The sequence below is a fragment of the Enterobacter chengduensis genome (genome assembly GCF_001984825.2).
GTDB classification, from domain to species: domain Bacteria; phylum Pseudomonadota; class Gammaproteobacteria; order Enterobacterales; family Enterobacteriaceae; genus Enterobacter; species Enterobacter chengduensis.
This window is the reverse complement of the sequence record NZ_CP043318.1, coordinates 1-14,922: the sequence shown is the minus strand read 5'-3', so window position 1 is coordinate 14,922 and position 14,922 is coordinate 1. Positions and strand designations below refer to the sequence as shown.

Genomic DNA, 14,922 nt, shown 5'->3' with positions numbered 1-14,922 from the left:
AAGGGGATTATAGCAATGCGATCTGTCCCTCTTTTTTGGCAGAAGATAATCAAGATAAGATAGGAAATAACCTTATATTTTCGGGAGATGCGCATTTATGGATTTTGACACTCTGGATACCATGCGCACAAACCACCCTGCATGGAAATTACTACGCGCAGATTCCGCCGCACTTATTGCCAGCTTTCTCTGGCACGCATTTGCATTACCGAACGCCCGCAGCATTACACAGGAAGCATTGACAGAAAAACTCGAAGACACGCTCTATGTCTTACGCCAACAATACGGAGATGAGCTTTATCCTCGTGCTGCACGGGATTATCTGAACGACTGGGCAGCGCCAGAGCGCGGCTGGTTACGAAAATTTTATCTTCCGGGAGATGACCGCCCCTGGTTCGATCTTACACCTGCGACGGAAAAGGCATTAAGCTGGCTGGATAAACTGGGTGATTCTTCTTTTATCGGTACTGAATCCAGGCTGGTCACTTTGTTTGAGCTGCTCAAACAAGTGATCTCCGGCAGTGAACATAATCCTGAACTGCGCATTCAGGAGCTTGAGCAACAGCGTAACGAGATTGATGCAGAGATAATGGCAATCCGCAACGGCAAACTGTCACTATTAGACAGCACCGCGCAAAAAGAGCGCTTCCAGCAAATTGTGCAATTATCGCGTGAATTACTCTCAGACTTCCGACAGGTTGAGCATAATTTCCGCCAACTCGATCGAAATGTTCGCGAGCGAATTGCCTTATGGAACGGGGCTAAAGGCGACCTGTTAATGCAAGTACTGGGTGAGCGCGATGCCATCACGGAATCAGATCAAGGGCGAAGCTTTCGCGCTTTTTGGGACTTTTTGATGTCACAATCGAGACAGGAAGAGTTCTCTCGATTGCTTGAAAAGTTATTATCCCTTGACGCTATTGCCGAAACACAGCCCGATTCTCGCATCAAACGTATTCACTATGACTGGCTTGAAGCCGGGGAATATACGCAACGCACCGTTGCGCAACTCTCACAACAATTACGACGTTTCCTTGACGATCAGGCGTGGCTTGAAAATAAACGTATTATGGAAATTTTACATAATATTGAACATCATGCCATCGCCTTAAAAAAAGCGCCGCCAGAAGGCGACATAATGGATATCAGTGATGCTCAGCCACAGATAATGTTGCCTTGCGAACGTCCGCTTTACACCCCTCCTGTTAAAGCCCAAATAATTCAGCAGATACTTGAGCAGGGTGATGAATCAATAGATATTGATATTCTTTTTTCGCAAATCACCGTCGACAAATCTCGCTTAGTGCGCAATATTCGCAAAGAACTACAAACCCGGTCCCAAATCACGTTACATGAGTTGGTATCCCTGTATCCCCTGCAGCAGGGCTTGGCTGAACTGGTCACCTATATACAACTCGCCAGCGAGTCCGCTACCGCAACGTTTGATGAATGTAGTAGTGAAAGCATCTATTGGTTTACCGCAACGGGTGAAGAAAAAATGGCGCGCATCAACACCGTCATTTTTACCCGAGCACAGGAGATAATTAATGGAACAGAATGATGCCTCATTTTCACCGGATAGCGCGCTTTCAACGCTCATTATCTCATTACTAAAAGGGGTTATTTATCAGGAAAACGATCCTCATCTGTGGGGAGCATTACTGCGTTTACAAATTCAGATTCGGGATTACTGTCGGGTAATGAATCTGGAACTTCATCTTGACGAAGCGGAAGGTTACGCTTTTTTGCGTTCAGATCCTGATAATGCCGATGATGAATCCGCTGCTCGCCTTATTTCCCGAAGACCGCTTTCGTTTCCCGTGAGCCTCTTACTGGCGTTGTTACGCAAAAAAATGGCGGAATTCGACGCCAGCGGTAGCGAAACACGTTTGATTCTTACTCAAGAACAGATAGTTGATTTACTGCGGGTCTTCATGGCTGAAAGCACCAACGAAGCTCGTCTGGTCGATCAGATTGGCCGTCATATCAACAAAATCGTTGAAATGGGTTTCTTACGCCCGCTACGTAACCAAAATCAAACTTGGGAAGTCCGACGTATTTTGAAAGCGTTTGTCGATGCGCAGTGGTTATCTGATTTCGATACGCGCTTGCAGGCCTATAGCCAACATCTCAGGAAAGAAAATAATGACTAATGCACTGGAGCTCGATTTTAGCAGCGACGAGTCATCTGCCGGTTTTCGCCTCGAACGCCTGGAAATTTTTAACTGGGGTACATTTAACAATCAGGTCTGGACCTTTAACCTGGAGGGAAAAAATGCTCTTCTCACAGGCGATATTGGTTCCGGAAAATCAACCCTTGTTGATGCGATAACCACATTATTGGTGCCATCTCATCGTATTGCCTACAACAAAGCCGCTGGAGCGGAAAATAAAGAACGCTCTCTCCGATCGTACGTGCTGGGGTACTACAAATCAGAGCGCCTGGAAAACAGCATGGGGGGAAAACCCGTCGCACTCCGTGATCATCGAAATTATTCCGTTATTCTTGGTGTTTTTCGTAATGAAGGTTTTGGTCAAACCGTTACTCTGGCGCAGGTATTCTCGTTAAAAGAACCGGCAGGAAAACCGGTCGCTTTTTACGTCGTTACGGATAATGATCTCTCTATCGCACAAGATTTTTCTGGTTTCGGTTCCGATATTAATAACTTGCGTAAAAAACTCAGAAAAAACAGCGCAGAGATATTTGATTCATTCCCACCTTACGGTACCTGGTTCCGTCGCCGCTTTGGCATAAACAATGAACAAGCACTGGAGCTGTTTCATCAGACCGTTTCGATGAAATCAGTCGGTAATCTCACTGAGTTCGTCCGTAGCCATATGCTGGAGCCGTTTGATGTGGCCCAGCGGATTACGCATCTGATTGAACATTTTGACGATCTCAATCGCGCGCATGAGTCGATACTGAAAGCTCGTCGACAGGTTGACCAATTAAGGCCACTTGTTGATGAGTGCGACAGGCATGCGCTTTTGATTCAGGAAACAGAGACCATGCGCGCCTGCCGTGATGCCCTCGCAGGTTGGTTTGCCAGTTTGAAGCAAACACTGCTCGAAAAACGGCTGCTTAACCTCAAAGATGAGCTACAGCGCTATCAAAATACGCTTGCGGTAACGGCTGAACAACTGTACGAAAAACGAAGCCAGGAAAGGCAGTTACGTGCTGATATTGCCGCTAATGGCGGCGATCGACTGGAACAACTGCGCCTGAACATCAGCCATCGCGAGCAAGAGAAAAATCGTCGTCTGAAGGCGGCAGATAACTATAACGAGCTATTAGGTAAAGTTAATCTCTCAGCGGTTAAAGATCATGATGAATGGCTGGCGACACGCCAGCTTTTGCAAATTCATTCTGATGAGCTTACCGACCGCGAAGCCGAGTTGCAGCAACAAAAACACGAGTTACATTTCAAATTTACTCGCAAACGTGAAATACACCAGCAACTGAGCGCTGAAATAAACAATCTTCGTTCACGACGCAGCAATATCGATGCCCGACAAATTACGCTACGCGCCGCTATCTGTGAGGCGCTCGGGCTCAATGAAGAACATCTTCCCTTTGTCGGTGAGTTGATCGCCATACGTGAAGAGGAAAAAGCCTGGGAAGGGGCTGCGGAACGGCTTTTACACGGCTTTGGTCTCTCCATTCTGGTCTCCGACGAACATTACCCCCAAGTCTCGCAGTGGGTTGAAAATCACCATCTCAATGGTCGGTTAAGTTACTTCAGGGTAAATGCTGGTATGCATCATGCTGCTTTATCCCCGCTTCCTGGCGCGATTAGCGAAAAGCTACAGATAAAGCCCGATACTCTCTGGTATGACTGGCTGGAAAGGCGACTACTACAATTTAACCATATCTGTTGTGACACGCTGGAGCAGTTTCGTCGTGAGACTAAGGCAATTACCCGTAGCGGTCAGATCAAATCCCCAGGAGATCGCCACGAAAAAGATGACCGTCATAATATTAATGACCGCAGTCGCTATATTCTGGGATGGAGCAACCTGGAGAAAATCGCCGTACTGGAAAAACAGGCAGGGGATCTGGAGCAAGAGCTAGCAGAGCTCGGAAAAGAGATAACATCAATTGATGTAAACCTTAAAAACCTGCAACAACAACGCGATATTTATAATCGCCTCAGTGAACATAACGATTATCAGGCTATGGACTGGCAGCCGCTGGCGCAGGAAATCGCCCGACTGGAAATTGAAAAACGCGAACTTGAAGCGACGTCCGATCACCTGGCGGTGTTAAGCCAACAACTGAATAAGATCCTGACGGAAATCCAGACGCTGGAGACAACCCATGCGGATAAAATTGATTTACGTGGACGCACGCAGGAAAAGATCGATCGCGCAGAGGAGAGCCTAAAGGAAGCACAAGCTGTGCAAATAACAGCAAATGAACAGAACATGCCTCGCTATTATCCTCAGCTGGAGCACTGGCGTGGAGAGGCTCTCCCAAGCAGGCAAATCAACGTCGAGTCTTGTGATAATTGTCAGCAGGAGATGCGCAACTGGTTGCAGGATAAAATCGACAACGAAGATAAAAAAATTGGCCGGTCCCGTGACAAAATTATCAACAGTATGACGGGTTATAATCATCAGTATCCGCTTGAGACGCAGGAGATCGACGCAAATATTGAATCCGCCCATGAATATCGTCAAATGCTAAACGCATTGCAGGCTGACGATCTCCCCCGTTTCGAGGCTCGCTTTAAGCAGTTGCTAAATGAAAATACTATTAATGATATCGCCAGTTTTCAAAGCCATCTCAACCGGGAAAGAGAGACCATCAAAGAGCGTATCGAAAAAATTAATGATTCTCTGGTCCCTATTGATTACAACCCCGGGCGCTATATTTCACTGGTGGCTCAACTCAGCGCTGATGCAGATATTCGTGATTTTCAGAATGAACTACGCGTCTGCACAGAGGGTGCATTGACGGGCTCAGAAGATGAACAGTATTCAGAAGACAAATTTTTGCAGGTGAAACGTATTATTGAACGCTTCAGGGGCCGGGAAGGGTTAAGCGATCATGACAAGCGCTGGACCACGAAGGTGACGGATGTGCGTAACTGGTTCATCTTCTCAGCTTCCGAACGCTGGCGAGAAGATGATACCGAGCATGAACATTATTCAGACTCTGGCGGTAAATCCGGCGGTCAGAAAGAGAAACTTGCCTATACCATTCTTGCCGCCAGCCTGGCTTATCAGTTCGGCCTTGAGTGGGGTGAAAAACGCTCACGCTCATTCCGCTTCGTCGTCATTGATGAGGCATTCGGCCGGGGTTCAGATGAATCTGCGGAGTATGGTCTGGAGCTCTTTAAGCGCTTAAATCTGCAATTACTGATCGTCACACCATTGCAAAAAATCCATATTATCGAACCGTATGTCGCCAACGTGGGGTTTGTGCACAACGAGGCCGGAAAGATTTCTCGGCTGCGTAACATCAGTATTGACGTCTATCAGCAGGAAAAAGCAGAGAAAAAACATGAGCTGGACAACGCCTGAGGCGCTAAAAAAGCAGTTACAGAAACTGTGGGAAAAAGGAGTGCTTTTACGTGAGTTGGTGGAGGATAGCGGCTATTTCCCGCGGCAGTTGACCTGTAAAAAACCGACCTCAGACGACCTCTCTTCACGTTTTAATGAAGTTCGCCAGTGGATCAGCTTGTTGTCTGAGAGTGCAGAGAAAGGCTATCACCTTGAATGGCGGGAAGTCAGGCATCGCGTAATTGGCATGAATCGACTCCCGGCTAAAATTTGGGTGGATTCGGCCTTTGACGCTGTGAAAATTCTTGGCTTGCGAAAAACTTCCGAGCGCTATCTGCATCTATTCCAGTACATTGTTGTCGCTCAGCCCGTCCTGCGCAGTTGGTTAATCAAGTATCCTTTACGCGTATTGGAACAAGACTGGACAAAGCTGCTGTCGATTATCGGCTGGTTACAGTTAAATCCTCGTCCGGGCATTTACTTGCGCCAACTCGATCTACCTGACATCAACAGTAAGTTTATTGAGCAACACAGAGGTATCTTAACGGAATTACTGGATCTGACCCTACCGCCAGAAACCATTGACCCGTCGGCGCGTGGTATTCTTCAGTTTAATCGCCGCTTTGGCTTTCGCGACAAACCCCAGCGCGTCAGATATCGCTTTGCCCGTCAGGACAGGGAAATTGATAGTCATGAATTCTCCTCGCTGTCTTTACCCGTCACCAGCGTTTTTGTGATTGAAAATGAAATCAATTTTTTGACCTTTTCTGGGCCAGTAGGAAGTATGGCGGTTTTCGGACGAGGATATGGCTTTGACATGTTGTCATCTGCCCGCTGGCTTTGTCGTCAAAAGCTCTTTTATTGGGGAGATATTGACACCCATGGCTTTGCGATACTGAGCCAGTTCCGTCAACTTTACCCTCATACCCAAAGTTTTTTGATGGATGAAAACACCCTGCTAACGCACCGGGCTTCGTGGGTAAAAGAAGACAAACCCTGCTCACGGTTACTGTCTCACCTGACAGAGCATGAGCAGCAGCTTTATCAGGCGCTAGTGCATGATCGCTTTGGTGAGAAGATACGTCTGGAACAGGAATATATTTCGATGGCTGTGATACAGCAGGCTCTGGAGAAATTATATCCATCATCCTAACCGCCCCTCTGTGAACAAACGGGGAACAGGATAGTCAGAGCCATCCATATCGACAGCGATGAGTTAGCTGGCCATGAGTTCCCCGGAGTAAATGAGTGCAGCTTCATGCTTACAAGATTAAGCCACTTTACCCTTACCCCGGAGAACAAAGACTTACTCGCGGGTGAGAACGATTTTACCGAACGCGCCGCGATCCAGATGTTCGAGCGCCTGCTCAAGGTCATCAAAGCGGTAGCGATGCTCAATCACCGGCTTCAGCCTCGTCACGTCCACGGCGCGAACGAAATCTTCCAGCGCCCGGCGGTGTCCGACGCCAATCCCCTGAATAACCGGGGATTTCAGCAACAGTTCGCCAGCAGGCAGCGAAATGTCCGTCCCGGCCAGCATGCCAATGACCGAGATACGTCCGTGAACGGCAACCGCGCGCAGAGAATGCTTCAGGTTATCGCCCCCCACGGTTTCGATAATATGGTCAATGCCGCGATCCTGAGACAGCGCCAGGGCATGTTCAGCCCAGTCGCCTTTCAGGCGGTTGATGCCCTGGCTGGCGCCCAGCTTTTTGGCCAGCGCCAGTTTTTCATCGCTCCCCGAGGTGACAAACACCTCTGCGCCGTGCGCTTTTGCGATTTGCAGGGCGAATATCGCCACGCCGCCCGTCCCCTGCACCAGCACCGATTGCCCGGCGCGCAGCTGGCCGCGTTCCACCAGCGCAAACCAGGCGGTAAGCCCCGCGCACGGTAAGGTGCTGGCCTCTGCGTCATCCAGGGTCTCCGGCGATGCAGCCAGCGCGTCTTCCTTCACAATCACATGCTCGGCCAGCATTCCCTGAAAGTATCCGCCGGACGTTCTATAGGGCAAATTGCGCGCGTCCGCCTGCGGCCTGCCGTCGATCCACTCCGGAAAGAAGGTTGAGATAACGCGCGCGCCGGGCTGGAAACGCGTGACGCCTTCACCAATGCTGTCCACCACGCCCGCCATGTCGGACGCGGGGGTAAACGGGAAGGAGAGCGGGAGCGGCATCGTGCCTTCAATCACCATTTTATCGCGATAGTTGAGCGCAACGGCATTCACCCTTACGCGCACTTCACGCGGGCCGGGCACGGGAACAGGCTCCTGAACGAGCCTGAGGCTCTCGCGCCCGAGAGCGTCCATGGACCAGCGCTGCATTGTTTCTGTCATTTTATTTCTCCTGCCATCAGATGAACGTTAAGTCTAGCGTTGACTTAACGTCACCAGTGGCGATAGTTTTTCTCTATATTGACGCCCTAATAGATACAATCCATGACCGATACGCTGAAGGATATTCCTATTTTCGTCGCCGCCGTTGAGGCGGGAAGTTTTGCTCAGGCCGCCATTCGCCTGCATTTATCACGCTCGGCGGTGGGTAAAAGCATCGCTCGCCTTGAACAACGGCTAGGGGTCCGTCTGTTTCAGCGCACCACACGCAGCCAGAGGCTGACCGATAGCGGCGCCCTTTTTTATGAACGCTGCCTGCGCGCGCTGGAGGAGATTCGGGGCGCAGAGTCGCTGCTTGAAACGGGGAAACAGCAGGTCAGCGGCCGCCTGCGCGTTGCCATGCCGGTGCTGTTTGGTCGCCAGTGCGTCGCCCCGCTGTTGATTGAACTGGCGCAGGAACACCCCGGACTTGATCTGGAAATGTCATTCAGCGACCGCGTGGTGGATCTCGTCGAGGAGGGGTTTGATATGGCGGTGCGTAACGGCACGCTGCAGGACAGCAGCGTGCTGGTCGCCAGAAGGCTGGGAGAACACCGCATGGTGCTGTGCGCCGCGCCGGAGTATTTGCTCAAGAAAGGTCAGCCGCAAAGCGTGGCTGACCTAACCCAGCATGCGGCCATTAACTATCTCCGTGCAGGCAGAGTGTTATCCTGGCAGCTGATGGATAACGCCGGGACGTCGCACACTTTTACTCCCCGTTCATCGCTCAATATGGATGACTTACAGGCGATCTGCGACGCCGCGCTGGCCGGACACGGCATTGCATGGCTGCCCTGCTGGATGGTCAGCAAAGAGATTCATCAGGGAAAGCTCGTCCCGCTGTTAAAGCAGGCGCCGGAAGTGCGTTTCGACGTTCATGCTGTCTGGCAGCAGACGCCGCATCTGCCGCTGAGGGTAAGAATGGCGATAGATACGCTCGCCAGCCGTTTACCGTCCGTGATGTCGCTGGATATGCCTGCGCCCATAAAAAAGCCGCGCTAAACGCGCGGCCGGTTTTCGTGCGGCATAACGACAATTAAATGTCGATATTCGCCGCTTTCAGGGCGTTCTCTTCGATGAAGGCACGACGTGGCTCAACCGCATCGCCCATCAGGGTGGTGAACAGCTGGTCCGCAGCAATCGCATCCTTAACGGTGACGCGCAGCATGCGGCGGCTTTCCGGATCCATGGTGGTTTCCCACAGCTGGTCCGGGTTCATTTCGCCCAGACCTTTATAGCGCTGAATCGCAAGGCCGCGACGGGACTCTTTCACCAGCCAGTCCAGCGCCTGCTCGAAGCTGGCTACCGGCTGACGACGTTCGCCACGTTCGATGAACGCATCGTCTTCGATCAGGCCGCGCAGCTTCTCGCCGAGGGTACAGATACGGCGGTATTCCGGACCGGTGACAAACTCGTGCTCCAGCGGGTAGTCGGTGTCGACGCCGTGGGTACGCACGCGAACGATCGGCTCAAACTGCTGGTCGGCGTTCTGCTGAACGTCGCATTTCCACTGGCTGCCGTGCTGCTCTTTCTCGTTCAGATCGGTCACCAGGGCGTTCACCCAGCGGGTGACGGTCTGCTCGTTGCTCAGATCGGCTTCGGTCAGGGTTGGCTGATAAACCAGCTCCTTCAGCAGCGTTTTCGGATAACGGCGTTCCATACGCGTAATCATTTTCTGCGTGGCGTTGAACTCGGACACCAGACGCTCCAGCGGCTCGCCGGCCAGGGCTGGGGCGTGAGAGTTCGCGTGCAGGGTGGCGCCATCGAGAGCGATCGCGATTTGGTACTGATCCATCGCCTCGTCGTCTTTAATGTACTGTTCCTGCTTGCCTTTCTTCACCTTGTACAGCGGCGGCTGTGCAATGTAGACGTGGCCGCGCTCAACGATTTCAGGCATCTGACGATAGAAGAAGGTCAACAGCAGCGTACGGATGTGCGAGCCGTCGACGTCCGCATCGGTCATGATGATGATGCTGTGGTAGCGCAGTTTGTCCGGGTTGTACTCGTCACGGCCGATGCCGCAGCCCAGCGCGGTGATGAGCGTCGCCACTTCCTGGGAAGAGAGCATCTTGTCGAAACGGGCTTTCTCAACGTTGAGGATTTTACCCTTCAGCGGCAGAATCGCCTGATTCTTACGGTTACGGCCCTGCTTCGCAGAACCGCCCGCGGAGTCCCCTTCCACGAGGTACAGTTCGGACAGTGCCGGGTCGCGTTCCTGGCAGTCAGCCAGCTTGCCCGGCAGGCCGGCTAAGTCCAGCGCGCCTTTACGACGGGTCATTTCACGGGCTTTACGCGCCGCTTCACGGGCACGCGCCGCATCAATAATTTTGCCCACCACGATTTTCGCGTCGGACGGGTTTTCCAGCAGGTATTCGCTCAGCAGTTCGTTCATCTGCTGTTCAACCGCCGATTTCACCTCGGAGGAGACCAGCTTGTCCTTGGTCTGCGAGGAGAACTTCGGATCCGGCACCTTCACGGAGACAACGGCAATCAGGCCTTCACGGGCATCGTCGCCGGTGGCGCTGACCTTCGCTTTTTTGCTGTAGCCTTCTTTGTCCATATAGGCGTTCAGGGTACGGGTCATCGCCGCGCGGAAGCCCGCCAGGTGCGTACCGCCGTCACGCTGTGGAATGTTGTTGGTGAAGCAGTAGATGTTTTCCTGGAAACCGTCGTTCCACTGCAGCGCAACTTCCACGCCGATACCGTCTTTTTCGGTGGAGAAGTAGAAGATATTCGGGTGAATAGGCGTTTTGTTCTTGTTCAGATACTCAACGAACGCCTTGATACCGCCTTCGTAGTGGAAGTGGTCTTCTTTGCCGTCACGCTTGTCGCGCAGGCGAATCGAGACGCCGGAGTTCAGGAACGACAGTTCACGCAGGCGTTTCGCCAGGATGTCGTATTCGAATTCGGTGACGTTGGTGAAGGTTTCGAGGCTCGGCCAGAAACGCACCATGGTACCGGTTTTGTCGGTATCGCCCGTGACGGCCAGCGGTGCCTGCGGCACGCCGTGCGTATAGAGCTGACGGTGGATTTTGCCTTCGCGCTGGATAACCAGCTCCAGCTTCTGCGACAGGGCGTTAACCACGGAGACGCCTACGCCGTGCAGGCCGCCGGAAACTTTATAGGAGTTATCGTCGAACTTACCGCCTGCGTGCAGCACGGTCATGATCACTTCCGCCGCGGAGACGCCTTCTTCCGGGTGAATACCGGTTGGGATGCCGCGACCGTCATCGGTGACGGAGACGGAGTTGTCCGCATGGATGGTGACCACGATGTCTTTACAGTGACCCGCGAGCGCTTCGTCGATAGCGTTATCTACCACCTCGAATACCATGTGGTGCAGACCGGTGCCGTCATCCGTGTCGCCGATATACATACCCGGGCGCTTACGCACCGCATCCAGCCCTTTCAGGACTTTGATACTGGAGGAGTCATAAGAATTCGACATCAACGTTTCTCGCTCATTTCAACTTGGGTTAATCCGTTATTTTACCCTTTTCCACGGTAAACATCTTCGAATTTTCGTCCGACATGTCCATAACGTGTTCAGCGCTAATCGCGCTGACGAAAACCTGCGACTGCGTGGCTTTTAAGCGGCTGGCAAGCAGCCCGCGCCGCGCGTCGTCAAGTTCCGAGGCAAAATCATCTATCAGGTACAGGCAGCGTCGCCCGCTCTCGCGAGTGAGGAACTCCCCCTGTGCCAGGCGCAGCGCACACATCAGTAGCTTGAGCTGCCCGCGCGACAGCGTGTCTTCCACCGGCGCACCGTCGGCACGAATGCGGAAATCCGCCTTGTGCGGGCCGTGCGCGGTGTAGGTCAACATGCGGTCGCGCTCGAAGTTTCTCTCTAACACCTCGGCATAATCCGTCTCTTTCTCCCAGCCGCGCTGGAAGGAGAAGGTGAGAGAGAATTCGGGTAAAAACTGTTTGCAGGTGTCGGCCATGTCTTCGGCAATACCTGCGCTGTATTCGGCACGCCAGCGGCTGATCTGTTCCGCGAGAGGGATTAACTCCATGTCCCACGGACGCAGCTGGGCGTAACGGGTCACCTGGCGCAGCGCGGCGTTGCGCTGCTTGAGCAGGCGCTTCAGGTTGCTCCAGGCGTTAAAGAAACCGGCTTCGTTGTGAAAGCATCCCCAGTCGAGGAACGCTCTTCTGTATTTGGGGCCGCCGTTGAGTAAAGTAAACCCCTCGGGCGTGATCAGCTGCATCGGCATCAACAGCGCCAGCTCCGCCACCTTGTGGCCGTCGGTGCCGTCGATGCGCACCTTGCTGTCGCCCAGCTTGTCTTTAGTCAGGCCGATGGCGGTTTCCCGCTCCGCTCCCTGCAAACGCCCGTGCAGAACAAAGGATTCCTGCTCGTGGCGAATGACGCGACCAATCTGCAAACTGCGAAACGCCCGACCGTGGCCGAGCGTATAGATGGCTTCCAGCACGCTGGTTTTGCCGCTGCCGTTTGCGCCAACCAGGAAGTTAAAGCCGGGGGATAAAGCGAGATCCGCGCTTTCGATGTTGCGAAAGTCGCGGATCAACAGACGGGTGAGCGACATTACAGTCTCATTGGCATGACAACATAAGCCGCGCTTTGGCTGGCCGCATCTTCAATCTGTACGCTCGAAACGGAGTCGGTCAGCAGAATGCGCACGTTTTCGCATTTCAGCGCGTTCAGCACGTCCAGCACGTAGCTGACGTTGAAGCCGATTTCCATCTCAGCCCCGGCGTAGGTGACGTCCAGAATCTCTTCTGCCTCTTCCTGCTCCGGGTTGTTGGCGGTGATTTTGATCTGGTTTTCATGAACAAACAGGCGCACGCCGCGGAATTTCTCGTTAGAGAGAATGGCGGCACGGGCAAAGGCCTGCTTGAGGCTGTCGCAACCGGCTTCCAGCGTCTTGTCCGGGTTCTTCGGCAACACGCGGCGATAATCCGGGAAACGGCCGTCAACCAGCTTCGAAGTGAAGACAAAGTCGCCCACGTGGGCGCGGATGTTATTGCTGCCGATCTGCACGCGCAGCGGCGTGTCGCCACCGTCGAGCATACGCATCAGCTCAATCACCCCTTTACGCGGCACGATCACCGAATGGTTCGGCAGCGAATCGCCAATCGGCATAGAACAGACCGCCAGACGGTGGCCGTCGGTGGCTACGGTACGCAGCTCTTCACCTTCGGTTTCGAACAGCATGCCGTTTAAGTAGTAACGAACGTCCTGATGCGCCATGGAGAACTGCGTGGCTTCAATCAGACGCTTCATCGTTGCCTGCGGCAGGGTGAATTCAACTTCACTCTGCCAGTCGTCCAGGTTCGGGAAGTCTGCGGCAGGCAGCGTGGAGAGCGAGAAGCGGCTGCGGCCAGAGCGCACCAGCATACGGTCGCCTTCCAGCTGCACGGCAATTTCAGCGCCTTCCGGCAGCCCACGGCAGATATCAAAGAATTTACGTGCCGGAACCGTGGTCGCGCCCGCGTCGTGCGGCTGCGTCAGCGTAACGCGCGCTATCATTTCCATTTCCAGATCTGTACCGGTCAGCGACAGCGTACCGTCCGCGACCTGAAGCAACAGGTTTCCGAGAATAGGCAGCGTTGGGCGGCCGCCTAATGGGCCACTCACCTGTTGCAGCGGTTTTAATAAATGTTCACGTTCAACGGTAAATTTCATAGCGTCACGATGATAGTGTTCTGATTAAATTGGAGAAATCTTCTTTTATGTCGTGGCTTTCTTCGCGTAACTGCTCAATCTTGCGGCACGCGTGCAGCACGGTCGTATGGTCACGGCCACCAAACGCATCGCCGATTTCCGGCAGGCTGTGGTTGGTTAACTCTTTTGCCAGCGCCATCGCCATCTGACGCGGACGCGCCACCGAGCGGGAACGACGTTTAGACAGTAAATCTGCCACTTTGATCTTGTAGTACTCGGCCACCGTCTTTTGAATATTATCGATAGTGACCAGTTTTTCCTGCAATGCCAGCAAATCGCGCAGCGCTTCACGCACAAAATCGATGGTGATCGCACGACCGGTGAAGTTGGCATTGGCGATAACGCGGTTCAGCGCCCCCTCCAGCTCACGCACGTTGGAGCGCAGACGCTTGGCAATGAAGAACGCCACTTCACCCGGCAGGCGAATGTCGTTTTCATCGGCTTTCTTCATCAGGATCGCGACGCGGGTTTCCAGCTCCGGTGGCTCGATCGCCACGGTCAGGCCCCAGCCGAAGCGGGATTTCAGACGATCTTCAACGCCGTTGATCTCTTTTGGGTAACGATCCGAGGTCAAAATGATCTGCTGATTACCTTCCAGCAGGGCATTGAAGGTGTGGAAAAACTCTTCCTGCGATCGTTCTTTATTGGCAAAGAACTGGATGTCATCGATCAGCAGCGCGTCAACGGAACGATAGTAGCGTTTAAACTCTTCGATCGCATTGTTTTGCAGGGCTTTTACCATGTCCTGAACGAAGCGCTCGGAGTGCATATACACCACTTTGGCATTGGGCTTGCGCGCCATAATGCCGTTACCCACCGCATGCAGCAGGTGCGTTTTACCCAGACCCGTGCCGCCATAGAGGAACAGCGGGTTGTAGGCCCCACCGGGGTTATCAGCCACCTGGCGAGCCGCCGCGCGCGCCAGCTGGTTCGATTTACCTTCAACGAAGTTATCGAACGTGTGCTTGACGTTAACGTTGGAGCGGTAGGTTGGCTCTGCCGGTGCAGGCACGTTATCCCAGCCCTGACGAGCGGGTGCGACGCGAGGCGCTGGCGCAGGAGCGGCCTGCGCTGGCGCTGCGACGTTTACGGTTTCACGAACGGTGTGGGTGACCGGCTTTGTGCCCACTTCAAAGCGCAGCTGTGGGGCATCTGACCCGCAGAAATCGTTCAGCAGTCCATTGATGTTGTTAAGGTACTTGTCCCTTACCCAATCGAGCACAAAACGGTTTGGCGCATACAAAGCCAGCGTGTTATCGCTCAGTTCCGCCTGCAACGGGCGGATCCACATACTGAATTCTGTGGCTGGTAACTCATCCTGCAATCGGGCAAGACACTGCTGCCAAAGCGAAAGTGACAC

General features: G+C 53.2%; 10 protein-coding genes. 5 read left to right on the top strand and 5 right to left on the bottom strand.

What is annotated here, in order from left to right; all coding sequences use genetic code 11:
• Nucleotides 1-97 precede the first annotated feature (97 nt).
• From FY206_RS00050 to FY206_RS00035, 4 genes are read left to right on the top strand one after another with little or no spacing between them, the layout of a single operon-like run.
• The gene (locus FY206_RS00050; RefSeq protein ID WP_032644240.1) at nt 98-1,561 is read left to right on the top strand and encodes a DUF3375 domain-containing protein; all 1,464 of its coding nucleotides are present in this window, start codon (nt 98-100) and stop codon (nt 1,559-1,561) included.
• Nucleotides 1,548-2,153, top strand: coding sequence for a DUF4194 domain-containing protein (locus FY206_RS00045; protein WP_032644241.1), 606 nt, complete (start codon nt 1,548-1,550; stop codon nt 2,151-2,153). Before FY206_RS00050 ends, FY206_RS00045 begins: the two co-directional genes overlap by 14 nt.
• Nucleotides 2,146-5,526 (top strand): ATP-binding protein, encoded by a 3,381-nt coding sequence (locus FY206_RS00040; RefSeq protein ID WP_045890425.1) that lies wholly within the window; start codon nt 2,146-2,148, stop codon nt 5,524-5,526. The genes FY206_RS00045 and FY206_RS00040 overlap by 8 nt, the downstream gene beginning before the upstream one ends.
• Complete coding sequence (locus tag FY206_RS00035; protein ID WP_032644243.1) at nt 5,507-6,658, top strand: DUF3322 domain-containing protein; 1,152 nt, start codon at nt 5,507-5,509, stop codon at nt 6,656-6,658. The genes FY206_RS00040 and FY206_RS00035 overlap by 20 nt, the downstream gene beginning before the upstream one ends.
• A 153-nt stretch (nt 6,659-6,811) precedes the next feature.
• On the opposite strand, the gene FY206_RS00030 is transcribed toward FY206_RS00035, so the two are convergent.
• A complete protein-coding gene (locus tag FY206_RS00030; protein WP_077064359.1) occupies nt 6,812-7,837 on the bottom strand; it encodes a zinc-dependent alcohol dehydrogenase family protein in 1,026 nt (341 codons plus the stop codon).
• A 102-nt stretch (nt 7,838-7,939) separates the two neighbouring features.
• On the opposite strand from FY206_RS00030, the gene FY206_RS00025 reads away from it, so the two are divergent.
• Complete coding sequence (locus FY206_RS00025) at nt 7,940-8,875, top strand: LysR family transcriptional regulator (protein ID WP_032644245.1); 936 nt, start codon at nt 7,940-7,942, stop codon at nt 8,873-8,875.
• Nucleotides 8,876-8,909: 34 nt separating this feature from the next.
• On the opposite strand, the gene gyrB is transcribed toward FY206_RS00025, so the two are convergent.
• From gyrB to dnaA, 4 genes are read right to left on the bottom strand one after another with little or no spacing between them, the layout of a single operon-like run.
• Nucleotides 8,910-11,321, bottom strand: a complete 2,412-nt coding sequence (gene gyrB / locus FY206_RS00020; protein ID WP_032644246.1) for a DNA topoisomerase (ATP-hydrolyzing) subunit B — start codon at nt 11,319-11,321, stop codon at nt 8,910-8,912.
• A 28-nt stretch (nt 11,322-11,349) separates the two neighbouring features.
• On the bottom strand, nt 11,350-12,423 hold the full coding sequence (recF, locus tag FY206_RS00015) for a DNA replication/repair protein RecF (RefSeq protein ID WP_032644247.1): 1,074 nt from the start codon (nt 12,421-12,423) through the stop codon (nt 11,350-11,352).
• Complete coding sequence (dnaN, locus tag FY206_RS00010; RefSeq protein WP_032644248.1) at nt 12,423-13,523, bottom strand: DNA polymerase III subunit beta; 1,101 nt, start codon at nt 13,521-13,523, stop codon at nt 12,423-12,425. The genes recF and dnaN overlap by 1 nt, the downstream gene beginning before the upstream one ends.
• A gap of 4 nt (nt 13,524-13,527) precedes the next feature.
• Complete coding sequence (gene dnaA / locus FY206_RS00005) at nt 13,528-14,922, bottom strand: chromosomal replication initiator protein DnaA (protein ID WP_032644250.1); 1,395 nt, start codon at nt 14,920-14,922, stop codon at nt 13,528-13,530.